A 24,510-nucleotide genomic window follows, 5' to 3' on the forward strand; every position below is an offset into this window, starting at 1 on the left:
GCTTATTGAATTGATCCACACCGCAGCCTTATGCAGAGATCGGAGCATATTTATAGCCAGACAGACGTCGCAAATCTGCGTTTAGAATTTTGAAAAACCTACATACTTATGGGGCTATCATAATCTGGAATTATATAATTTGTAGTGCGATAATTTTTACGATTACTACGATATGGACCTTAATCAACTGGAAGTATTTTTATCGGTTGCCGAAGAGAAGAGCTTTTCAAAAGCGGCAGAGGTTTTGAACAGAACACAACCCGCTGTCAGTCAAGCAATTCGCCGACTTGAGGAAGAAATAGGCGAAACACTTTTTGACCGTTCATCAAAGGATGGCACGCTCACCGTCGCCGGAGAAATACTCATAGACTATGCTCGGCAAATGCTGAATCTGCGGCGCAATGCGCAGTCTGCATTAGGTGAGATGCGTGACCTGCATTCCGGAAAAGTTACTATAAGCGCAAATGAACACACAGTATTTTACTTATTACCAGTCATCGAAAGATTTCGCAGGCTCTATCCTAAGATCAAGATAGAAGTGCGTCGCGGGGTTGCCAGCCGTATCCCGAAAGAGGTCACCGCCCGTGAGGTGGAACTTGGGGTTGTGTCTTTCAAACCTAATGATGAGAGCATCAGATCAATCTCAGTGATGGACGATCAGCTTCTTTTGATCACGGAGCCGGGACACCCATTCAAAGGACGCAGATCTATTTCTGTAAAAGATCTTAAAGATGAGATCTTTATCGCCCATAATGCTCCATCACCCTATAGACGCAGGGTCATCGAGACCTTTGAAAAATATGCAACACCATTGAGAATATCTATTGAACTTCCATCATTGGAGGCGATAAAGAGGCTTGTTGCAACGGGAGTCGGTATTGCTCTGGTCCCAAGGCTTACAGCCCTTGAAGAGGTGGCAAGTGGAAAACTATTGGGATTTTCGGTAAAGGAAATGAAACTTGAGCGGAAACTTAATATCATTTATCGCCGAGGCTCTGTGCTTTCCCACGCCGCCCACGAATTCATCAAAGTAGCCGAAGCAATGGTCAGACACAAAAAGGACATCCAGCCAATGGTTAATGACAAATAAAGTCTGAAAGCCTTTCAGAATTGGCGAAATATACGCTAGAATTTCGACACAGCTATCCACGGCAACTAGACCGTATTTCTTGCAAGGTCTCCGTTGAATCTGTTTCCGTTTTACCCGACATTTTAGACTGGGCAGGTGTAACCTGAATACATTGTATGTTTGATCAATTTACGCTCGGCATCGAAGAAGAGTTTCAGATCGTCGATCCGGAAACGAGAGAGCTTCGTTCGCATGTTTCGGAGATACTGGAAGAAGGGATGCTTCTTCTAGGTGAAAAGGTCAAACCGGAGATGATCCAGTCGATGATCGAGGTCGGCACCGGAGTCTGTGCAAATATACAAGAAGCCAGGGAGGATATAACAACCTTAAGATGTATCATTTCCGGCCTAGCAAAAAAGAAAGGAATGGCAATCGTTGCAGCCTCCACCCATCCGTTCTCAAAATGGTCTGAACAGCAAATATATGACGGTGATCGTTATCGGTTGCTTGTTGATGAACTACAGATGGTGGCTCGAAGCCTCCTTATATTTGGCGTTCATGTTCATGTTGGAGTTTTGGACCCGGAGCGCAGAATTCAAATAATGAACGCTGCCAGGTACTTCCTCCCTCATGTTCTGGCGATGACGACATCTTCCCCTTTTTGGCTCGGCTTCAATACGGGATTGAAGTCGTATCGCTCAGAGGTATTCAAAAAGTTCCCACGTACGGAAATTCCTGATCATTTTGAGTCATTTCAACAGTTTCAGAGCTACATAGATCTTTTAGTGAAAATGAACTGTATTCAGGATGGGTCCAAAATATGGTGGGATATAAGGCCTCATCACAAATTTCCCACTTTGGAGTTCAGGGTATGTGACATACCAACCCGCGTTGATGACACCATAGCGATCGCTGCACTTTTTCAAGCGATAGTAGCGAAGCTTACGGTTCTGATCGATAAGAATCTTGGCTTCCGTATCTATCATCGAAGACTTATCTTGGAGAACAAATGGCGGGCAATAAGATATGGACTGGATGGAATGCTTCTTGATCTTGGTAAGCAAAAAGAAGTACCCGTCCGCGATCTGATCAGAGAATTGCTTGATTTTGTTGATGAGGTGGTGGATCCTCTAGGATCAAGAAAAGAGATCGAACACATACATACCATTCTCGAACGCGGAACATCTGCTGATGAGCAGTTAGAAGTATTTCAGGAAACTGGTGGGGACTTCAATGCGGTTGTTGACCTTTTGATCCAGAACACACTGGAAAATGTGCCTGAGAGATGTTTCTAAGACCAATAGTCTGAATGACCAAATAACCAAATGACTGTAACCGTCTTTACGATGGATCAGATCACTTTACTATTCCCTGACTTCCTTTCCCCGTGAACCATTTCGCATATTAAGAAATTTGGAAAAGATGGTATTTTACACATCTTCTTTTTACGGGGCAGTTATATTTATTGTGTTAAACAAAAAACAACAAAACATAATGATGCTTGACAGTGATTAGCAATGCATGGTAGAACAAAAAAGGTCGTCGCTATTTCTAGTTTCATGCGGCCTTCTTGTAACCTTCGCCCGGCGCACTAAGTCGGCAATCTCAGACTCAAACTTCGTCCGCACATTAAACAACATGAGCAAACCCACTATTTATAATGAGCTTTATTGTCGAAGCAAACACCGGGAAGAAAGCGGGTTTTCGCTGCTGGAAATATTTATAGTTGTTGCAATAGTTGTGGTTCTGGCTGCCATTTCTTTGCCTAATTTGTATAACACAAGGCGACTGTATCAATCAGAAGATCAATCTTTCATGATAATGGACGCGTTGCGGGAAACTTCACAGCTGGCCATGATGCGGAGAAGAACGTTTCGTCTTGAAATAGATCTGACGGATAACGCCGTATTGATCATTGATGAAAACAACGCAGCCCCCGATACTTTAATAAAACGACTTCCTTTACTAAGCACGAATGATATTCGTGTTGATATTCCTCCGGATGGGGTATCTCGTCCAAATCCCCCTGACTACTATGGCATCTACTTTGCCCCAGATTCCTTGGGACATTATAGAAATGGACAGCAGGTGATCGGAAATACAGTGTGGGCAGCTAGATTTCGTAGAGATGGATCTGTGGTAACACCGGGAGGGAGCCCTCTCAGCTCAACCATTTTTATTTGGCCGCCTCAATCACAGGGAAGTGATCAGGCTCGATCATTGTCGGAGGTCAGGGCTATAACAATGTTTGGGGGGAGCGGAGCTGTTCGATATTGGAAGTACAACGGAGCAGAATTCCTTGAGCATTGAGCAAAAGTTGGGGTGATCCGATGAAAAGGTTCTCAGAGCATGGATTCTCATATATTGAGGTAATGATAGCCATCGTTATGTTATCGGTGGGTATTCTTGCATTGTTAGCCGCGATATCAGGCGCGGTGATGCGATCGCGTGGCCAAGAAGAGCAATTGATGGCCAAGCAGATAGCCGCCTCTACATTGGAATCATTGATGTCTGCAAAGGAAACAGCAGATCCAATACGTAACCTAGGGTGGTTATCGATCGGAAATGTCGGATCGAATCCTGATGAGAATAGCGTTCCACGTGGGATTTTCCTGGTAGGAGAACACGATGTCAGGACAGAGGCCGGTCCTGACCAGGTTCTTGGCACTGCGGATGATACAGGCAATGTTATCGTGGGTTTCCGACGTGAGATCGTTATTACAGATATCTGCGATCCAGACCGCCCCTCGTCTGCATGTCCGACGCCCGGTTCCAACCCTGTCAAGATCCGGTCGGTACGAATAACTGTCAGCTATTTTATAGGAACAGGAAGATTCACTGAGCGGATCAACACAATTTTGACTGATTACTGATTAACGAGCTCGTACGTGGTGGAGGCAAATTTGATGTTTAGCTTTGGTATGAGAAGGGAACCTCAGTCTTCGACCGGAGGTTTTACTATGGTTGAATTGCTTGTTTCGATCACAGTTTTCCTGATCGTTACATCAGCGATTTTTGGCCTGATGCAAGTAGCACAGAGCGGCCGGGCAATTGTGAATCAGCAGGCACCGGTAAGTAAGGCCGTTCGTTTTTCGTTAACTATGCTTGGGCGGGATACTTATAATGCCGGGTACGCATATCCATTGCGAAATGCGGTCGTGCTGCCAGATTCAAGATTATATACATTGCTTGAATTGCCTCCTGACCCCGATTCAACCAGAGACAATGTTCCACCGATAATTGCAGGGAACAATGTAAACATCAATAATCTCAATCCTGATCCCAGTGTTAGGACCGATCAGGTCACATTTCTCTCCAAGGACCCGACTTTTAATCTGAGTGGCCCTCCAGGGTCACAGGTGTCGATGCCACTTCGGATCAACGCTGCTACTACAATTGACGGCATTGATGAGATAGTTCCGATAGCAGGTGGCAATGCAGCTTGTCGCATAAATGATCTTTATCTTGTAACTGGAAACACTGGTTCAACGCTGGCCGTTGCTACTGGACTTAGTGGCACGGACAGGGTGCAGTTCTCAAATGGGGATATTCTTGGTTTTAATCTTACAGGGCCGAGCGGGACTTTGGTGAACATTACAACACCGGCCAGTATGCAGCGTGTATTAATGGTCACTTATTTTGTTTCTCCCGATGGGGTATTAACACGACGGGAATACGCAAATTCTCCGCCACCAGCTCCTTCACAACCATTTATTGATGAACCACTGGTTTATGGTGTGGAAGATTTTCAGGTGGAATACGTGATGGATAATGGGACGATATCGAACAATCCTGAGATACTGCGGCTGGAGGCTGTACGACAGATCCGATTTACCGTTACCGCTCGGGGGCCCGACAACTTAATTCGTAATAGTGCGAATGTTTCTGATACCGATCCACATCGAGTGACGATGACCTCTACATTTAGCACACGGAATCTCGGCTACGAGTCTAATTGATCTACTGAGGCGATAAAGTTATGAAAAACCTGGTGAAAACTGTGTCAATCAATTCAGGTAAGGTTAGGAAGAATGAACAAGGATCAGCGGTAGTTATTGCACTGTTTGTCCTTGTATTGGTCAGTCTTTTTGTGGTTCTTGCAACGAGTAGGACTGCGGCGGAGTCCTTCGCTGTGGGAAATGAGGCTTCCGAAGGACGAACCTTCTATGCAGCTCAAGGGAGCTTAGAAATAATGACCCATAATTTTAACAAGGTTTTTGAGCGACGACTCAGTCCGACACAGGCAGACCTTGATATCGTCCTCGATCCCGCCAGGGTCAACAGTGTAGCTGGGTTTGAAAATTTCACATTTCAACAAGAGCTTGATTCCATCCCTTTGTCGGCTGAAGAGAGAACGGTTGTATTGCCCGGGGGGCCATTCGCCGGACTTTATGCAATTAGAGGTAATTGGAGACTGCGCACAACAGTGACAGACCCGCAGGGAACACAAGTGCAGCTCACCAGAAACATTCTCAATAATCAGATACCGATCTTTCAGTTTGGTATCTTTTATGATGATGACCTCGAGCTTTACCGTCCGCCGCTTTTCAGTTTTGGGGGACGTGTCCATTCGAATAGGCATTTCTTCGTTTCTCCGGGGCCTGATGGTGTTTACTTTGACTCCCGGGTAACAGCGGCAGGACACGTAATTACGCAGACGTGGCGGAACGGATACACCGGCGACAATTACAATAATACATATATCAAGGACGCAGCCGGTATTAATCGTCAACTTCATCGCAATAATGGCAGTGTTTTGAATGGCACACCAAACATCTTTTCATCAGAACCGGATCTTCCCGAAAGCAGAGAGAATCCGGGATGGGCAACATCCAGTGCGGTATTTGATGGCAATTTGCAGGCACAAGCGCCAGAACTAAAACTCCCCCTTAAAGTTGGAGATAATGCAGCTCAGGCGGAATTGATCGATATGATCAAGAGAGGCAAGGAGATGGATAACGGAGCGGGTGGCGACCTTACATCGAACGGCACAAGCGCTGTACCTGTAACCGCTACTACTGTTGACAACGATATTCTCCGTGCAGAAAGATTTGCGAATAAACCAGGGATACGCATAAGTTTGGCCGACAGTAAGGCCAAGCTTCCGGGATGTGCTACAAGTATGGGAGCTGCCGTTACAGGTCGTTGTGGTATCCGTCTCGACGGACATATGACCCCAGGAGATGCTGGGATCGAACCTTCTCCATCACCTGCCCCGACGCCGCAAAGATCGCGAGGGTATGACCCATTACCGATGACTGACGGTTACAAGGCAACGCGGCTGAATGGAAGCCGATTCCATCATGGCAATCAATTATGGATAAAGGTTGAGACAGTTCGCATTAACCCAACCGATAATTCGGTCGTTACTGTCGATATAACCGAAGATTTTCTTAGCCTCGGAGTTACTGAAGTGCCGGCTATGGCTTGGGGCGGGAGTGCCACATGTTCCGGAGTGCCTTCCAACAGCATCTGCATAATGGGCTACACAGGAACCATGGCCAATAATGGTTCACCAACTGCTCCGAGTTCGAATTTGACTGCGACCACTCCGCAGTCCCCATCAACCTATCCTGACAGTCGTTCCATCATTAAACTACAGCGTTTGGTAATGGAAGGCCCACAGGTTCGTACTGACAGCACTTTGGTTCGCCATTCGCCTACTCTCAGGGTAAATGCATCTGATCCCGGATCGAGCGTTGTGGTGCGTTTTACCGGAGTTGATACAGCAACAAAAGTCTTAAATGGATGTGCCTCAGGGTGTACAGGTGCATCGTCGGATCCTAACTCAAGCCAAGAGCATATGGGGCATCTGCTGCGTGCAGTGATCCCGGCTACCGTTTCGCCCACTACTGCGGCTAATCCTGCGATAGTGCCATTCCCGATCAAGCTTTTTGATATGCGCGAGGGGAATTACTATGACCGAGCGCTGACCAATCCCGCAACAGCTCCGGCTCTCACATCATTGTACCCCACGGCCAATTTCGGGACGATAGGTAATATCTCCAGTGATCCGGCACTTGCCCAAAGGATGTCTGCAAACGGGGTAATGAGTCTGGTGGATATCGATGTCGCAAATTTGCGGCGATTCTTCCGCGGGGATTTCAATGGAAGATTTCCGAACGGTCTTACAAATACGGCCATTCCGGAAAATGGCGGATGGGTCATCTATGTTTCTGATCGCCGAGGTGATTTCGATTTCGATGGCGAGTTTGATATGGAGGACGTTTACGGACAAGCTGAAGGCATTACACCGGCTCTCAATCTGGGAGAAGATGCGAATAAGAGCAATTCTCTTGAGAATAAAGTTTGCGCCTCTTCGATCTCAATGAACTGTGAGGCCGAATTGTACCGCACGCGCACGGTTTATGGCGATGCCGCTGCAGTAAACGATCATAAATATTTCCGCCGAGGAGTCAGGCTTGTTAATGCGACGGTTGTACCGGGAGTTTATGATCCTGCCAACCCTTCCAATACTCGCGGTGTAACCTTTGCTTCAGAGAATGGTATTTATGTGAAGGGGAATTTCAATGCAACCCACGTAACTAGTGTTCCAGCCACGGGGAATACTCCCTATAATGACTACCGTCCGCTAAATACGGCGACTCATATTCCCGCTTCAATAGTAGCCGACGGCGTCACCATCCTGTCCAATGCCTGGAACGACGGCAAGAGTTTCAGATTTCCGTATGAGCTTGCAAGCAGAAGGGCCGAAGACACGACTATGAGGTTTGCAATGATCGCTGGTGACACGATCGCAACCAAAGAGGCAACGCCTCATCAAGGAGGGATATCACCAAGACTGAACGGAGGTGTCCACAATTTCAAACGCTTCCTTGAGCGATGGACCGATCCGAATGATGCGACATTTCGCAAACTGCTTAACTATTCCGGTTCCTTGATCAATCTGTATAACTCAAGGAACGCGAATGGGTCATTCAAGTGTTGCAATATGGTGTACAATCCGCCGGTTAGAAACTGGGTGTTTGACAGTACTTTTCTAGACCCATCAAGGCTCCCGCCTGGAACACCATATTTCCAATATGTTCAAACTACTGGATTCCTAAGAACAAATGACTAGGGATACGGAAGCATTAACAAAAGCCCGGAGCTTCAATCTCCGGGCTTTTTTAATTAATGGCCTGCAAAGATCATTGGGAAATATTGTGTTCCAGTGCAAGTTTCAAAAAGTTCTCAAAAAGGATCCTGCCGTCGCGAGATTCGTTCGGGTGTTCCCAGCGTGTCGGGTTTTTTGACCAATCCTCGAAGGATTTTTCCAAGTGAAATTGGACACAATATATCAGCTGCCCATCGGAACGTTTCACCATCATCTGATTCTTACACAGGTAAGAGGTTGCCAACAGCTTGAATCCGAAGGGTACGCCGTCAACCTGAACACCATGGTTCTGCCACACACGTAGGATATCGTCCTCTTTGGTATAATCCTGCCAAATACCTGAGCCGCTGTCTTCGATGCCAGCAAAGATCGGATCTGAGGTATCAACGATCTTAACGAATCGATATTGGTATTCGATCAGTCTGTCGGTGCGTTTCTCATGAAGTTCCAGATCATCCAAGGTTTTTAACTTAGCCCCGAATGAGATGCCGACCAACTGGTGGCTGCCGCATATAGCTAAAACCGGTATCTTTGTCTTTCGAAGGAATTGTCCAACGCTTTCTATGTGTTCGGGAAGGTAATAATCAAAATCCGAATATGTGCCGCTCATTACTATTGCATCGGGGCGGTATTCTTCGGTTGCCTCGGCGATCTCGGAAAGATGAACTGTAAGCGTCTTGGGGTTTTGAACAAGCCGTATGACATTCTGCGCTATATTGTCGCAGGCAAGGCCGGAAACCTTGCGTTCGAATTTCAGCTTCGACTCTATCGTGCCGGCCCATTCTTTTCGAGCTAGGTCTGACATGTCGGACTCGTAACGAAGCAGACTATTAACGATCAGAACTCGTGCAGAGGGTATAGATCTTTCTATCGGCTCATAGCGACAAAAGGCGCGATTTGAATAAGGGAACGGCAGTTCCTCGGTGATCTGTCGTTTTTCGGCCGCGTCGAACATCGTCTTTAATAATAAGCGAAAAATTCAGGAAATCGAAACATCGATATCCATCCGTAGGATGAATTTATTACCTTCATCTTTGTCTTGTAGGTTTATTGAAAAGCGGCATAAGCTCGCCAGCTCCAGCTTTTTCGATCTCTGTGCGAACACGTTTTAGGACGGCCGCCCTTATCTGTCCTTTCTGCTGAGGAGAGAATTCAGCGGTCGATCGTTCGATGATCTCATCTATGTCGTCCCAAGATGTTTCCAGCGAATCTACTAAGCGTGGGATCTCTGTAATATCATAGGGAACCGCGATAGATCGGCAGCCGCATCGGGCAAAAACGCTTAGATATCGGGCCATCGTGATGTCAGGGCAAGCTATCCGTCTTCTTCCGACCTTGAGTTCCCAGCCAAGAAGTGTTTTATGAATACTTGTGCCATTTTCACGCTCCGGGATGTCCATTGTGAACGATCGAGTTCGTAGCGGACGTATTTCCCTGATATATATTTCAGGTATCGAGTTAGTCCGGAGTTGTGAGAATATATGATCCACCAATTTCATTCAGGTATAGATGGACGCGGAGACTTCGAAATAGGAGGTCGAAGTCTCCGCTCTGGATAAAATGGTAGCCTACCTTAATTGGGCACCAACAGGAATGGTGGGCGTCGAGAATCTCTCAATGATCGAATTGCCAAAAATACCAAGATAGAAAACGCCTAAGACTGTAATTAACAATACGGCCGCGAATGCTGCAGGAATCTTCGGTTCGACCCAATCGGTAGTTCGTTCCTTAAAAAACATCACGACTATCAAGCGGAGATAGTAATACGCAGAGATCGCTGTGTTTAGAACGGCTGCGACAACAACTACAGTAAGCAAGGTATTGCCCGCTTCGAGTGCTGGGCGGAAAACAAGAACTTTGCCGATGAAGCCTGCGGTAAGCGGCAAACCGAGCAGGCTGAGCATGAAAAGGGAAAGCGTGAACGAAAGTAATGGCGATCTGAAGCCAATACCATTGTAGTCTTCGAATTCAGTACGACGATCGTTCTTCTGGCCAAGCAGCGTGACTATAGCAAAGGCACCTATATTCGTTACTGCATAGGTCAACAGATAAAATGCTACGGCGGCGATCGCGGCTTCTCTTGCCGAGCCTGCGGCAACGCCGGCACCAACAAAACCGACTAGAGCATAACCTGCGTGAGCGATCGACGAATACGCAAGCATACGCTTGACGTTTTCCTGCATTATGGCGGCGACGTTGCCAACGGTCATGGTCAGGATGGCAATAATTGCCAAGATCGAAACCCAGGCGTTGTTAAGAATTCCGGCAGCTTCCGCACCTGCAACTACTGGGAAGCCGATAACGAATATCCTGATGAAAGAAGCGAACGCGGCCGCCTTGGGCCCGGCGGCCATGAAGCCGGTAACCGGAGACGGAGCTCCTTCGTAAACATCAGGTGTCCAAACGTGGAACGGAGCTGCCGCTATCTTGAAACCAAATCCGACTATCAGCATTGCAGCACCTATCAGCAACAGAGCGGGAAAATAGGGGTTTGAAATATTCTCTGCGATCGCTGAAATGTTCGTGGAGCCGGTTGCACCGTAGATCAAAGCCATCCCGTATAGGAGAAAAGCAGATGCCAGCGAACCGAGAATAAAATACTTCATTGCAGATTCGTTGGACTTTAGATCTGCTTTCCGGAGCCCAGCCATCACATACGTAGCAATTGAGAGGGTTTCCAGACCGAGGAAGATCACGACAAGATCGTTCCCAGCGGCCATCAGTAGCATTCCGAATGTGGCGAATAGCAATAGTGCGTGATACTCACCGACCGGTACCTGTTCACGGTCAACCCAGAGTGAAGATGTAAGCACCGTCAAAGCCGAGACCAGCAGAAAAACAAATGAGAAACTCATTCGTAAACTGTCGTGTACGATCATCCCTCCCCAAGCGGTCGCCGGGATATCGCTATTGGAAGACCACATCATCACCAGCAGTATCGCTGCTATCGCGATGGCGATCAATGATACGGCACCTGTAATATATCGCTGCCGGGGAAAGAAGCTGTCATAAAGCATTACTATGATCCCGGCTACCGCAATTATTAGCTCCGGAAGAATAATCGGGATATTTACGTTTGGATTAACCAGATCCATACAAAGTCTTATATCGGGCCGGGAGTTTCCCAAGCACCTGCGAATCTCATCTTTCTGTTACTGCTTGTCGGTGGCTCTCAGCCTTTTCTACTGTTCCACCGGCCTGTTTGCCCACACGTTCCTGTATCTGGACAACGGCCTCGCGAGAACGCTCCAGGAAAGGACGAGGATACACTCCCATGAACACCATCAGAAAAAGAAGCGGCAACATCAGGCCGATCTCACGAGGGGTTAGGTCAGTCAATCCCCTGTTTTTCTCATTCGAGACCTTGCCAAAGAAAACGCGTTGAATCATCCAAAGCAGATAAACGGCTGCGAAAATGACACCAGTCCCGGCAAGCATCGTCGCTATATAATTCCAATTAGCCTGAGCGGTGATCGCAAGTACCGAACTCTTCCACATTCCGAGCATGATCATGAATTCACCGACGAAGCCGTTGAGGAATGGCAGACCTACCGAGGACATCGCCGTAATAACGAAGAATGTAGCATATAGCGGCATTACGTTAGCGAGTCCGCCGAATTCGCTGATCTCGCGTGTGTGCCGGCGTTCATAAATGAAGCCGACCAGGAGGAACAGTGCACCGGTCGAAATGCCATGGTTCAGCATTTGATAAAGAGCTCCTTGCATTCCCCATTCAGTGAACGAGAACATTCCGAGCACTACAAAGCCCATATGAGCGACCGATGAGTAGGCGACAAGCCGTTTCACATCGGGTTGGACCATCGCGACAAGGGCCCCATAGATTATTCCGATTATAGCGAGCACGATGAAGAGCGGAGCTAATTCACGGCTTGCGTCGGGAAAAAGAGGGAAGTTGAAACGCATAAGGCCGTACGTGCCCATTTTCAGCAATACTGCTGCAAGGATCACCGAGCCTGCCGTAGGGGCCTCAGTGTGAGCATCTGGAAGCCAGGTATGGAATGGGAATAAGGGGACCTTGATCGAAAATGCTATCGCAAATGCGAGGAATAAAAGCAATCCGGTCGAGCCCGCGAAAAGAAGCTTACCTGACCGAACAGAATCAAGAAGCGTAACGAAGTCGAATGTGCCAGTTCCGGTCGCATCTTGGTGCATGAAGTAAAGGCTGATGATCGCGACCAGCATCAAAAGACTTCCGACGGCGGTAAAGATAAAAAATTTCACCGCTGCATATATGCGGTTCGTTCCGCCCCATATACCGATTAGGAAAAACATCGGGACGAGCGATGCCTCAAAGAACAAGTAGAAAACAAGCAGATCAAGCGAAACGAAGACGCCGATCATCGCACTCTGTAATAGCAGCAGAAAGACATAAAATGCCAGCGGCCGTTTTTCAACTGCCTGCCATGTTGAAAGAATAGCGATCGGCATTATGAACGTCGTCAGGAGAACAAGCCAGAGGCTTAAGCCATCCACACCAACGTGGTAATTCGTATTTATCGCTTCGATCCACGGAATGTTCTTTTCAAAAAAGAAACCTGCCGACGATGCCGTTCCACTATTCAACAGCAATAGTGAGAACAAGAACACGACGACAGAAATAGCAAAAGTCACCCATTTCAGGTGCTCATCCCGATCCCAGAACATTTGGTGCGCGATCAAACCGATGGCCCCAAACGCTGGCAAAAGGATGAGAAGTGTCAAAAGATTCTCTGAAATAAAGTCCATCTTAAATCTGGCCTCTAGGGCCGATCTTGGGTTCACTACTTAGGAAGATCGCAACAAAGTTCCAGTCTAACCCACTAGTTTTAGCCCGTAATAAACAAAATATCCAAGAACAACCACTGCGCCGGCAATAATGAATGCTGCATAGCTGCGAACAAAGCCGACCTGGATCCGCCGAACACCAGAACCGAACGTAACAACAAAGCTCCCAATTCCATTGACGATGCCGTCAATAAAGCCGAGGTCAAAGCCTTTCCATAATGTGTTGGTCGAGAGCCGCGTCAGCGGATCAACGATATAGCCGTTGTAAAACTCATCGAGCCGCCATTTTTCTTCAAGTATTTTCGGCATCTTCCGGAGTGGGTTGCTGCGGAAACCAAACCAGCCGATCGCGATGCCGACAGCTGCCAAAACGACGGAAAGCAGTGCAAGCCAGCGCTCAGTACTTACGGCCTCAGGCGAATGAGCCTTGGCATTCTCTCGAGCCTTTTCCGCGGCTGGGGTCTGAACTTCGGCGATGATTGGCTCTAGCGTGTGCTCGAAAACGTTAGCGTCTTTTATGCCGACAAGCGAACTCATAGCATACGGAATTCCTACCAAGCCGCCGGCGGTTGAGAGGAAAGCGAGGACAATAAGCGGAACGGTCATCACCCACGGCGATTCGTGAGGCTTAAAATCCGGCGGGAGAGCGTGGTGGTGGTCGTCATCATCATCGGCGTGAGCGTAGGGATTCTCAGCGCCGTGTGCATCTACGTGCTCGTCATCGTGGTGGCCGTGATGTTCTTCGCCCGGCAAAACTTCATGGAAACGCTCTTCTCCCCAAAAGGTCATTACCATCATCCGCGTCATATAGATGGCGGTCAAGATGGCGGTCACGACCGCGATGACCCAGAGGATCTCGTTGCCGGGGAAATAGCCGTTTTGGAAATATTTATCAGCGGCAAAGGTCTTGTAAAGTATCTCGTCTTTAGAGAAAAAGCCTGCCCATATCGGGATGCCCGCGATGGCAAGCCAGCCCGTCACCATTGTAATAAAGGTGATCGGCATATATTTTTTCAGGTTGCCCATCCGGCGCATGTCCTGCTCGTGATGCATTCCGTGGATGACCGAACCGGAACCGAGAAAGAGGAGCGCCTTGAAGAATGCGTGTGTCATCACATGAAAGATCGCGACAACGAACGCCCCGACACCCGCGGCCAGGAACATAAAGCCAAGCTGCGAAACGGTCGAATATGCCAGGACTTTCTTGATGTCGTTCTGGGCGATCGCTATAGTTGCGGCAAAGATCGCGGTCGCGGCTCCGATAACGGCAATGATCCACATCGCGGTCGGCGAAAGCTGATAGATCGCATTTGAGCGGACGACAAGATACACACCCGCAGTAACCATAGTTGCGGCATGGATGAGTGCTGAAACGGGAGTTGGGCCGGCCATCGCGTCCGGAAGCCAGGTCAGCAACGGTATCTGAGCCGATTTACCCGTAGCACCAATGAAGAGAAGAACACCAATAGAGGTGAGGCCGCCGGCGATTATCGCACCCCAAGTGAACGGTTCGGCCTGCATACTGGCAAGCACGTAAGAGAAAACGCTCTGGACCTCGACGCCATCAACGGTCTTATCAAAGAACGAGATGGAACCAGTAAGCGTAAAGATGAGAAAGATGCCCATCAGCACGCCCCAGTCGCCGATCCGGTTCATTACGAATGCTTTTTTGGCGGCTTCACGGGCTTCGTTCTTTTTAATGTAATAGCCGATGAGCAAGTAAGAACACAGCCCGACGCCTTCCCAGCCGACGAACATCAGCAGATAATTATCAGCGAGCACGAGCGTCAGCATCGCGAACATAAAGAGATTCAGGTAGGCAAAGAAGCGGTAGAACCCCTTGTCGCCGTGCATATAGCCGGTGGCAAAAATGTGGATCAAAAGCCCGACGAATGTTACGAAACAGGCGTAGATACCGCTTAAGCGATCCATGCCTAAAGCGAAGTCAGCTCTAAATCCTGCAACATTGATCCAAGTCCATATATGATCAAGGATCGGCTTTTCGATGAACAACGCCCCGCCGCCCGCTACGAACGCAAGATAGAACGCGACGACGGTCGAAATGGCTATGGAGCCGCAGGCGACCACGCCGCTAAACATCTCGTTCTTGAGACGACCGCCGATGAGCCAGTTGATCAACGCACCGGCAAGCGGAGCGAAGATGATTATGCTAAGAAGGTTATTCTCGATCATTCACGAATTCGAGTAGCGTTGAACGGAACATCTGCCATTGAGGCCTTAAGCTCCGACACAAGCGAATCAAAACTTCAAGATACTGGCATCGTCTACGTCCACCGAAAGCCGGTTACGGAAGAACGCGATGATGATGCCGAGCCCGACGGCGGCTTCGGCCGCGGCGACGCTCATTACCATAAATACGAAGAGCTGCCCTGTAACATCAGCGTAATATCGGGAGAATGCGACGAAAGTAAGATTTACAGCATTGAGCATCAACTCGATACACATAAACATCCCGATCGCGTTGCGCTTATAAATAACTCCTACCGCGCCAATGGCAAACAGTATCCCGGACAGTGCTAAATAACTTGCCAACCCTGGTTCCATTTAATTACCGAAGTAGTTCCACGTTCTGGAACTGGCCAAAATAAATCTATTTATCGCTCTCTTTCGAGTCCTTATTTGCGATCAATTCAATCTGAGGTTGATCCATTTTCCTTACTAGGATCACACCGCCGATTATCGCCATTAGAAGCATTATGCCAACTATCTCAACGGGCAATAGATATTCTGTGTACATTGCGGTCCCTATCGACATAGTGTTGCCGACAGTTCTTTCGGCATCAACAGTATGCTGTGGCGTTTTCGTTACCGCGTAAAAGATATAAAAAGCCTGGGCGAACAAAAGTAGTCCCAACCCGCCACCGACCGCGTAAAGATATTTTAGGCGGTCATGCGGTTTGTCCTCTTCAAGATTCAGAAGCATTATCACGAAGATAACGAGTACCATTATCGCACCGGCGTAGATCAGGATCTGTACGATAGCGATGAATGGTGCTGCCAAAGTCAGATACAGGCACGACAACGCTACGAACACGCCTACGAGCGAAATAGCGCTGTAGATGGGGTTGCGGTGATACACCATTGAAACGGCGCAAGCTATCGCAAACCCAGCGAAGAGGAAAAATAGGACACTTGAAGCCATAATCAGCTATTCAAAAGGTACACGACAACTATTGTCAGGATCACATTTCCTAACGCAACCGGAAGCAGGAATTTCCAGCCGAAACTCATAAGCTGGTCAAAGCGAAAACGTGGCAGCGTTCCGCGGACCCATATATACAAAAACAAAAAGAAGAATATCTTCAATAAGAAACCGGCGTGGCTAGCTATCGCATAAGGGATCGAGCCGACCGGGAAAATATAACTCAGGCCCGGTATATACCAGCCACCCAAGAACAATACGACCACCATTACGGAGACCGTGAACATATTCACATACTCAGCCATGAAAAACAGGGCAAATTTCAAGGCTGAGTACTCTGTGTGGAAACCGGCGACAAGTTCCGTTTCTGCCTCCGGAAGGTCGAACGGTACGCGATTGGTCTCGGCAAAAGCCGCGATCAAGAAAACAACAAATCCTATGAACTGCGGGATTATATACCATTTGAACGGCGAGGCAGACTGGGCCTGAATTATCCCGTTAAGGTCGAGTGTGCCAGCAAGCATTACCACACCGAGGATCGAAGCCCCCATGGCAAGTTCATACGAGATCATTTGTGCCGACGAACGAAGACCTCCCATCAACGAATATTTGCTGTTAGACGACCATCCCGCCAATGCGATGCCGTAAACACCGACCGATGTAACAGCCAAGACAAAAAGCACACCGACATCGATCTGGGCTATCGTCAGCGGCATATTCCGAGCCTGTTCTGCGACCCAGGCAATTGCAGGACCGATATATTCCACTCCGTCAACGTAAGGAACCAGCCATCCAAGCGGATCGGAGATCCGAGGGCCAAAGGGGTAGACGACGATCGGGAGTAAGGCACAGGTCAACGCAACGAAGGGAGCGAGAAAATATAAAAACTTCGTTGACTTATCCGGAACCAGATCTTCCTTTAGGATGAACTTGAACAGGTCAGCAAAGGGTTGCAGAATACCCCATGGCCCGACACGATTAGGCCCGACACGTCCCTGCATCCAACCGAGCACTTTGCGTTCCGCAAGCACGGTGTATGCAACGATCATTAGCACACCTTGGAAGGCGAGCAGTATCGCAACGCTATAAACGATAAATGGAAATGCAGTCTTTAAAGCAGATTCCATATAAAAATTCGATCTTCCCGCATCTTTAGCGGGATGAATGATAGCTGGTAAATCCTTTCAATACTCACCGAGGCGAATCGATCATTAATCTTGGACTTCAGGAATACGGTTCGATCCAATCCAATAAAAGATCATCGACCGCCAAGATTTGAGCGATCCTCTACTCCGACCGTCGCAGCTTCGGCTCGCTCACGCGGCGTTCCATCTAGGTTCATCTGTTCCAGCGGAGCTACCAAAATATTCTCCGGTTTTGGATTGCCGTTCGCCAAAAGGTGGAACTGAGGCGTCTTGCTTGTCATCGTTGTTAATCGATGCAGCCTGTGTCCAACTTGCGGCACGTGATAATGTTTTTCGCTATTGGCTGGCATCTGCTCAACACTTCCACGAAGGGCATTGGCCAATTCCGATAAATGTACATCGACCATTTCATACTTGGCCTGGATCGGATTTGATTCGTCCTTCAATACTGGGTAACGCAAGCCTTGATAAGCTGCCACGGAATCCGCTATAAGTCTAAATAAAGCCGAGGCCGATGGCTCGAACCCAAGATCTATGCCCATTGCCGAAGCAACCTCGCGAATTATCATCCAGTCCGGTTTAGATTGATGTACAGGGTCGATCGCCTTTCTTACGCGTTGGACATTTCCCGCGTTGTTCGTGAACGTGCCGTCAACCTCTGCAAATGAAGCTGCGGGGAATACAACGTCCGCATATTTCGTGGTCTCGGTCTCAAAGAGTTCCTGGACTACTACGAATTCTTTACTCTGAAGTAATTCGGCATCTTGGAGACTCCCGACAACATACACCGATGATGCCGATCCGATGACCTCTGCTTCAGTCCTGGTTTCGCCCAAGATATCTACTGCCCCAACAGAATTATTGTATAGAGGCAAAGGATGAAGCAGAACACGCCGTCCTTCTGAGTGATATTTTGATGCGCTTGCAGCGATCACCGCCTGAGCCTCTGGCGAAAGATCAGAGCCGCACATAATGATCACGTCCCCTTCAGTATCGGCAACGATCTTTCTCACGCTATCTATCTCTGATGAGCTGATGCCCATTTTCTCGGAAATGATGGAATCATCATCAGAGCTTGCTAGAGCGAGGGCAAATGCATTGACTGAACCGGCATTTGCATGAATGAATATCTCAGTATTTGCCGTAAGCCGAATCGGACGTTCGTTTACGACGATCAGTCTTGCACCGCCGTTCCTTACCGCTTGGCGGATCTGCTTCGCAGTAAAGGTTTGCTCTTCTTCTGGTTCACCGCCGATCAGCATTATTGTCTTCGCATACCTTATGTCTTTATGAGTAGCGAGCGGAGCGCTGAGATTTTTAAAGAATGCAGATATGCTTTGTCTATCCGAAACAGCTATGTTATCGGTTTTTAAAACGTCGCGAGCAAAAAGTCCGACGGCTGCGATAGATTCGTTTGTGATACGCGGACTAACCACTACCGCCGTACTTGCGATATGTTCACTAAGTTTGCCTGCAACTAACTTTATCGCCGAATCCCAAGTGGCCGGAATTAGCTTTCCGCCTTTTGTGTATCGGATGAGCGGAGTCTTTATTCGGTCCTTGTGGTTGACGAACTCGTGAGCGAAACGGGCTTTGACGTCAAGAAATTCACCATTCAGGCCATTTACGTAACGGTCCCGCGCTACGATCCGGTGGACTTCTCCGCCACGTGAACCAATGCTTAACTGCATTCCATCAGAACCGTAAACATCAGTAGTAATGGTCTGATCGAGCTCCCATGGCCGGGTAGCATGACGATATACGCCGTCAAGCAAGGTGCCGGTCGGGCAAACTTCGATACAATTGCCGCATTGCGAACAGTTAAGCCAGCCGCCATAAGTGCCAATGACGGTATTCGCTCCGCGGTTTCCAGCCTCGATCGCGTCCTCGCCCATCCATTCGCTGCAAACACGCGTACAGCGTTTGCACAATATGCAACGCTGCGGATCATTCGCTACCACTGGCGAAAGATATTTTTCCGGTGCTTTGTTCTTTTCTTCGGTGAATCGTTCTTCGACGTCACCCCAATCGAAGATAACTTCCTGTAATTCACATTCGCCGCCGCGGTCACACACTGGGCAGTCTAGCGGATGATTTGCGAGCAAGAACTCGCCCATCGAGCGCTGAGCCTTTTCGATCTCCGGACTAACGGTCGTGACTACCATTCCGTCCGTGCATTTTATGGTGCACGATGTTTGCAATTTCGGCATCTTGTCTATTCGGACAAGACACATTCTGCACGAGGCCTGCGGTTCAAGGTCCTTGTAATAGCAGAACGATGGAATGTTCTCGCCGTTTTCTCGACAGACGTCGATCAATACCGCACCCTTTTCGGTTTCGATCTCGGCACCGTTGATAACAACTTTTATCTTTTCTTCAGACATTAAACGTCATTGCCGGCAACTTCCCGGCATCTATAGTCTATTCTTCAGCAGCTTTGTCGATATTCTTCTTTTTTCCACCCTTGGGACGGGATTTGCCGTAGCTGCCGGCAAATATCTTTCCACGTCTGGTCCTCTTATCGCCTTTTCCCATTTCAAAACTCCTCGCCGCTTAATTGTTCAAGTGCTCTCCAGAGGCCTTTTTCACAAGCCACTTCTTGAAATCCCCAGGAAATTGCTTAATTGCTGACTGTATTGGCCATGCAGCGGCATCGCCGAGAGGACAGAAGCTTTTCCCTTCAATGTTGTCACAAATATCCAGCAACAATTGAGCATCGCTGGGTCTGCCTCCGCCTATAGAAATACGATTGAAGATCTTTACAAGCCAATCTGTGCCTTCCCTGCAAGGTGTGCACCACCCGCAGGATTCGTGTTTGTAAAATTCAGTAAGATTTTTGGTCGATTCCATTATATCGACAGTCTCGTCCATCACGATCATCCCGCCAGTGCCGAGCATTGACCCTGCCTCGACAAGTCCCTCGTAGTCGAGTGTGACCCCCTTTTCTAAGATCTGGCCAGCATTCATAATGTAAACGCTGGAGCCGCCGGGTATCACAGCTTTCAGTTTTTTGTCCTCACGGAGCATCCCACCGCAGTCTTCCATGATGAACTTTTCCATATCGGCATAGCCCATCGGAAGTTCATAAACCCCCGGTTTTTTTACGTGACCACTGACGGACCATAGCTTCGTGCCGCCAGTTTGAACTTGGAGAAGGGTCAATTCAATATGATCTTTCGACGGCGGCTCATTTCCCTCTTCAGAAACTGCACTTTCCGCCGACCCCTCGCCAAACCAAATACCGGGTTCATATCGGTCCACAGCTTGTGTCCAGGCGGCATCATCGGTGCGTTGAAAGAGGGTCTGAAGCCTGATATCGATCGGATAAGCCGTATCGGTCAATGCAGCCTTTATCTCTTTTTGTTCGTAAAAGAGCGGAGATATCTCAAACATTAGCGACGCAAAGCCTGAAACGTCCTCCGCCTTTTCAAGTCCGAAAAGGCGCGCCTTTTCAACGGCGATCTTTGCCATTGCACGAAGGCGTGCGGGACGAATGCCATCTACCCGGGCGGGATTCATCCTGATCTGAGCCTGTGCGACGAGCAGGGCGACCTCGTCATCATTGCTGGCAATAAAGCTTTGTATCTGTGCGTCGCGAATAACTAACATTCTTGCTCTTTCCTGCGAACCAATAGTTACGAGATGCTTAAATCAAAAAAGCAGTAACGCTTTATCCCCCGATCATAACGGTCGGGCATCCCTGTACGATCACCCCACCGTGTATTGTCGGATCGCCCATTCGTGCGGCAAGCAATCCACCGATCATCACTGTGGTTGAACCCATTAAGATGACATCGGGCGGCCCGACACATGTTGCCATATCAGAAACCCGCGCGGCTGGCATATATCCTATCAATACCGTCGGACAGCAGGGCGGCAAGATAGGCCCGCCAACGTGAGGGACCGGCCCCGGGCTTACCAAGGGGCAGGTATGCATATCACCTAATCTAGCGGCTGGAGGCATATTATCGGTTCTCCTTTAATAGATCTTTCATTTCAAGCTTTCCGTCTTTGATCGTGTATCTGATGAGGCCTTGCCCATCACTAGATTCTGTAAAAAAGGCGTCCACATCTCCAAAAAGCGTTTTTAGCTCCCCACCATTACACGTGGGAAGGAATTTGCTAAGAACGCGAGGGTCATAAAATCTGAACTTCATCGGATTACCCCGTTCGTCATAAGCCTGAAGCAACGCCTGAAAATGTCGTCGCATCTCGGCCATCGAACGCCGTGTTTGCAGGATGATGCCCCAGTGTTTACCAAAGGATTCGGTAAGAACCCGATCAGCAAACTTACTGTCCGGAGATAAATACGCAAGATACGGCGCGGCATTCGCCAATTCCGGCGAAAGTTCTCCTGATAGCAAACAGTGATGCGGGACCTGCGCTTTGAACAATGTTGTGGGAAGCTCGGGTACCATGACGCCGTCCAACACGCAGAACGTGCGTGTGAAATCGTCAAAAATAACCTTTTTTATCTGTTCAGTATCCATAGAACGCGAGCGAATTACATGAACGGAGTCGAGTTAAGTGCGGACTGGGCCGCTTGTCCCGCTTGTTGTGCCTGCTGAGCAGCTTCCTGTGCTGCCTGCTGAGCTTGTTGGCTTGCTTCCTGCGCCGCCTGTTGCGCTTGTTGGGCAGCCTGTTGAGCAGCTTGCTGGGCTTGTTGAGCAGCCTGTTGCGCCTGTTGGCCAGCTTGCTGAGCCGCCTGCTGTGCTTGTTGAGCAGCCTGTTGAGCAGCTTGCTGGGCTTGACTCATTGCCTGCTGGGCTTGTTGCTGTACTTGATCCGCGGCCTGTTGTGCCTGCTGCATTCCTTGCTGCAGGGCCTGCTGAGCTTGTTGGGCAATGCTCTCTGCAGCTGCACGAGCCTCTTGCGCTCGCTGAGCGATCTCATCGGCGTATGCCTGAGCGTTGGCCGCTAAATCGTTAGCGATATCATTCACATCATTGACTCGATCTTGAAGTTGATCTGCCGCTGATGACGCTTCTGCTATCGCCGACTGGACAGCTGCCTGTACCGGCCCGGCTATGTCACCAACACTGGGAAGCGTAGGAAGCGGCGGAACAACTACAGGCAATTGCGGTATCTGCGGATTTGGGGCGTTTGCTGCCGCAGATTGAACAGCCGCGGTCAACGCGCTGAATTGCGGCGGGCTTGCCGGCGGCGGATTCGAAGGGGCCTTGGGCGTTTGACCGGGCTCCGCGTTGTCTGCTTCTGTAGGATCTTGCGGAGCTGTGGGACTTGCTCCAGACCCGGAACCAGCAGCTCCGCCGCTATTGATCAGCACCATCGTACCTTGAATAGCGACTCCTGCCGGACCAATGTTTATGAATCCGCCTGCTCCCTTCAAAGTAAGCGAAGCTCCGGCTTCGATTACCGCATTGACGCCGGCCTTTAAATGGATCTCCATTCCCGCATCGACCGCGTGCTTCTGGCCTATCTTAGCTTGCTGGGAACCTCCGCACTTAAGTGAAACCGAACCATCGACCTTTTCATTAAGGTTCCCTTTAACCGTAAGATGCTTATCGCCGCCGACCTTTTCAAGCTGATCGGAACCGATGATCATATGATCGCTGTTTCCTACGATGCGCTTAGCCTGGTTCTTGACCCTTATGTCAAGATCTTTTTCTGCATGGATGAAGATCTGCTCTTTTCCCTTTTTGTCCTCGAATCTTAGCTCATTGAACCCACCGCTGCCCGGGCTTGAGTTGGTCTTTAAGGTGGACTTCGTCTTCTCCTCAGGCAGCTGATATGGCGGCATCGTATCGGCGTTATAAACACAGCCCACGATAAGCGGCCTGTCCGGGTCGCCTTCGAGAAAATCTACGACCACCTCCATACCAATACGCGGTATGAACATTGTTCCCCATTTTTTACCAGCCCAGCTTTGTGCGACACGAACCCAGCAGGAGCTATTCGCATCGTTCTTGCCTTCTCTGTCCCAATGGAACTGAACCTTCACGCGGCCATACTTATCGGTGAAGATCTCTTCACCCGCCGGTCCGACGACCGTCGCCGTCTGGGCACCATGAACGATCGGGCGCGGCGTTGTGCGCATCGGCCGGAAAGGCAATGAGTTCGGTCCGAGCGGGATGCACATGAACGTATTTGAATAAGGCTGCGGTACCGTAGTGTTCGTAACATAGTCCGGCGACTGTGACCCTGAGTGAGTCATCGAGGTTATGACGTATTGTTTGTTGAATTCATCGACCGGATGATTCTCAAACTTGAATCTATGACCGGCGGTCATTGAGCTGCAAACCCCTTCTCCCTTAACGACCGCATATTGAACATCTATTTCCTGCATCGCCAGGTCAGCTGCACGAACCCTTTCATCGAAGACCTTTTGCAGCTCTGAATCCTGTGAGCCGCCCCCACGATCGACGCCGTCAAAGCGCTGCCCGTAACTTCCGGGATAATCATAGATCTCAAGCTGATCCTTTCCGGGGATCGAGTAACGCGATGGCTTGCTGGCCTCTAGCTTGTTATGGGGCAGTTGGAAATTGTGGTCCCAAAGCGTCACTTTGCCGGAAAGCAGACGGTAATTGGTGATCCATTCGGTAATGATCGGTATGAAATCTTCAGTATCCGGCAGGTCAAGGCCGAATGAAATGGTACTTTTTGACGGGCAATCAACGTGACCCGCTTGAGAGTTACCAAATATGACCTTGTGTGACCCATTCTTGTGTTCGAAATAATAGTAGATCCCTTCTTCTTCCATCAACCGTGAGGCGAAATCGAAATCGCTCTCACGATATTGCACACAATAGTTTCGTTTTGGGAACTGGCCTTCAAAACGAAAGGTTTTTTCGAACTGTTGAAATACTGTATTCAGAATATCCTGAACGGAGGCGTTCTGGAATATCCGGCTCTGCTTTACTTGGGTCAAGAGCCATATTTGAGGAACTATGCTGAGCTCAAAAACCGTGAAACGCTCCAGCCGATTCCGCTGTTCAAGGCGGTTCACAATGCCGTTAAAAAAACGCGACGTTCCGTCGCGCTGTTCGACCTCGATGGTAACATTCTTTCCTAGCAGCGTCGTCGGGCCGACGATGTGCGGTGTTTCACCTCCGACCTCACCTTCGTGCAGAACCTCCGCCACGATCTGGAACATCTGTGACAGGCCTTCCTGAACGCTGAAGTTCCTAAGTAAAAGAACGTCCTTGCCGAGCGGTGTATGGATCTTTATGACCCTTCCGTCTTGTGTTGCCGCCATGATCTATGCCTCATC

Annotated in this window: 20 protein-coding genes; 6 read left to right on the plus strand and 14 right to left on the minus strand. The window is 49.0% G+C overall.

Annotation, left to right across the window (positions count from 1 at the left end; all coding sequences use genetic code 11):
• Positions 1 to 172 precede the first annotated feature (172 nt).
• From JVX88_RS00195 to JVX88_RS00220, 6 genes are all read left to right on the plus strand, one after another.
• Positions 173 to 1,090 carry a LysR family transcriptional regulator gene (locus tag JVX88_RS00195; protein ID WP_211624618.1) on the plus strand — a complete coding sequence of 306 codons (918 nt, stop codon included), beginning with the start codon at positions 173 to 175 and terminating at the stop codon, positions 1,088 to 1,090.
• 155 nt (positions 1,091 to 1,245) lie between these two features.
• Positions 1,246 to 2,364 carry a carboxylate-amine ligase gene (locus JVX88_RS00200; protein WP_211624620.1) on the plus strand — a complete coding sequence of 373 codons (1,119 nt, stop codon included), beginning with the start codon at positions 1,246 to 1,248 and terminating at the stop codon, positions 2,362 to 2,364.
• Between the two features lie 226 nt (positions 2,365 to 2,590).
• Positions 2,591 to 3,379 carry a hypothetical protein gene (locus JVX88_RS00205; RefSeq protein WP_211624622.1) on the plus strand — a complete coding sequence of 263 codons (789 nt, stop codon included), beginning with the start codon at positions 2,591 to 2,593 and terminating at the stop codon, positions 3,377 to 3,379.
• Positions 3,380 to 3,399: 20 nt separating this feature from the next.
• Positions 3,400 to 3,942, plus strand: coding sequence for a hypothetical protein (locus JVX88_RS00210; RefSeq protein ID WP_211624624.1), 543 nt, complete (start codon positions 3,400 to 3,402; stop codon positions 3,940 to 3,942).
• An 87-nt stretch (positions 3,943 to 4,029) separates the two neighbouring features.
• Positions 4,030 to 5,028: a PilW family protein gene (locus JVX88_RS00215; protein ID WP_211624626.1), complete on the plus strand. Its 999-nt coding sequence runs from the start codon at positions 4,030 to 4,032 to the stop codon at positions 5,026 to 5,028.
• A 41-nt stretch (positions 5,029 to 5,069) separates the two neighbouring features.
• Positions 5,070 to 8,150 (plus strand): hypothetical protein, encoded by a 3,081-nt coding sequence (locus tag JVX88_RS00220; RefSeq protein WP_211624628.1) that lies wholly within the window; start codon positions 5,070 to 5,072, stop codon positions 8,148 to 8,150.
• A 70-nt stretch (positions 8,151 to 8,220) separates the two neighbouring features.
• Here the strand turns inward: JVX88_RS00220 and JVX88_RS00225 are convergent, their stop codons facing one another.
• The 14 genes from JVX88_RS00225 to JVX88_RS00290 all read right to left on the minus strand — a co-directional run bounded on the left by JVX88_RS00225 (position 8,221) and on the right by JVX88_RS00290 (position 24,495).
• Complete coding sequence (locus tag JVX88_RS00225; RefSeq protein ID WP_211624631.1) at positions 8,221 to 9,141, minus strand: type 1 glutamine amidotransferase; 921 nt, start codon at positions 9,139 to 9,141, stop codon at positions 8,221 to 8,223.
• A 73-nt stretch (positions 9,142 to 9,214) separates the two neighbouring features.
• Positions 9,215 to 9,586, minus strand: a complete 372-nt coding sequence (locus JVX88_RS00230; RefSeq protein WP_211624633.1) for a hypothetical protein — start codon at positions 9,584 to 9,586, stop codon at positions 9,215 to 9,217.
• 168 nt (positions 9,587 to 9,754) lie between these two features.
• Positions 9,755 to 11,281, minus strand: a complete 1,527-nt coding sequence (locus JVX88_RS00235; protein ID WP_211624635.1) for an NADH-quinone oxidoreductase subunit N — start codon at positions 11,279 to 11,281, stop codon at positions 9,755 to 9,757.
• Positions 11,282 to 11,327: 46 nt separating this feature from the next.
• Positions 11,328 to 12,932: a NuoM family protein gene (locus tag JVX88_RS00240; protein ID WP_211624637.1), complete on the minus strand. Its 1,605-nt coding sequence runs from the start codon at positions 12,930 to 12,932 to the stop codon at positions 11,328 to 11,330.
• Positions 12,933 to 12,998: 66 nt separating this feature from the next.
• Positions 12,999 to 15,164 carry an NADH-quinone oxidoreductase subunit L gene (gene nuoL / locus JVX88_RS00245; RefSeq protein WP_211624639.1) on the minus strand — a complete coding sequence of 722 codons (2,166 nt, stop codon included), beginning with the start codon at positions 15,162 to 15,164 and terminating at the stop codon, positions 12,999 to 13,001.
• Between the two features lie 66 nt (positions 15,165 to 15,230).
• On the minus strand, positions 15,231 to 15,536 hold the full coding sequence (nuoK, locus tag JVX88_RS00250; RefSeq protein WP_211624641.1) for an NADH-quinone oxidoreductase subunit NuoK: 306 nt from the start codon (positions 15,534 to 15,536) through the stop codon (positions 15,231 to 15,233).
• A 46-nt stretch (positions 15,537 to 15,582) separates the two neighbouring features.
• The gene (locus JVX88_RS00255; protein WP_211624643.1) at positions 15,583 to 16,134 is read right to left on the minus strand and encodes an NADH-quinone oxidoreductase subunit J; all 552 of its coding nucleotides are present in this window, start codon (positions 16,132 to 16,134) and stop codon (positions 15,583 to 15,585) included.
• Between the two features lie 2 nt (positions 16,135 to 16,136).
• The gene (nuoH, locus tag JVX88_RS00260; RefSeq protein ID WP_211624645.1) at positions 16,137 to 17,261 is read right to left on the minus strand and encodes an NADH-quinone oxidoreductase subunit NuoH; all 1,125 of its coding nucleotides are present in this window, start codon (positions 17,259 to 17,261) and stop codon (positions 16,137 to 16,139) included.
• Between the two features lie 131 nt (positions 17,262 to 17,392).
• On the minus strand, positions 17,393 to 19,663 hold the full coding sequence (locus tag JVX88_RS00265) for a molybdopterin-dependent oxidoreductase (RefSeq protein ID WP_211624648.1): 2,271 nt from the start codon (positions 19,661 to 19,663) through the stop codon (positions 17,393 to 17,395).
• 37 nt (positions 19,664 to 19,700) lie between these two features.
• Entirely contained in the window at positions 19,701 to 19,814 is a 114-nt protein-coding gene (locus JVX88_RS00270) for a 30S ribosomal protein THX (protein ID WP_211624649.1), read from the minus strand.
• Between the two features lie 18 nt (positions 19,815 to 19,832).
• On the minus strand, positions 19,833 to 20,888 hold the full coding sequence (locus tag JVX88_RS00275; RefSeq protein WP_211624651.1) for an NADH-ubiquinone oxidoreductase-F iron-sulfur binding region domain-containing protein: 1,056 nt from the start codon (positions 20,886 to 20,888) through the stop codon (positions 19,833 to 19,835).
• Between the two features lie 61 nt (positions 20,889 to 20,949).
• The gene (locus JVX88_RS00280) at positions 20,950 to 21,243 is read right to left on the minus strand and encodes a PAAR domain-containing protein (RefSeq protein ID WP_211624653.1); all 294 of its coding nucleotides are present in this window, start codon (positions 21,241 to 21,243) and stop codon (positions 20,950 to 20,952) included.
• A gap of 1 nt (position 21,244) precedes the next feature.
• The gene (locus tag JVX88_RS00285; protein WP_211624655.1) at positions 21,245 to 21,769 is read right to left on the minus strand and encodes a DUF4123 domain-containing protein; all 525 of its coding nucleotides are present in this window, start codon (positions 21,767 to 21,769) and stop codon (positions 21,245 to 21,247) included.
• Between the two features lie 14 nt (positions 21,770 to 21,783).
• Positions 21,784 to 24,495, minus strand: a complete 2,712-nt coding sequence (locus JVX88_RS00290) for a type VI secretion system Vgr family protein (protein WP_211624657.1) — start codon at positions 24,493 to 24,495, stop codon at positions 21,784 to 21,786.
• Between the last annotated feature and the right edge of the window lie 15 nt (positions 24,496 to 24,510).

It is taken from the genome of Leptolyngbya sp. 7M, assembly GCF_018128485.1.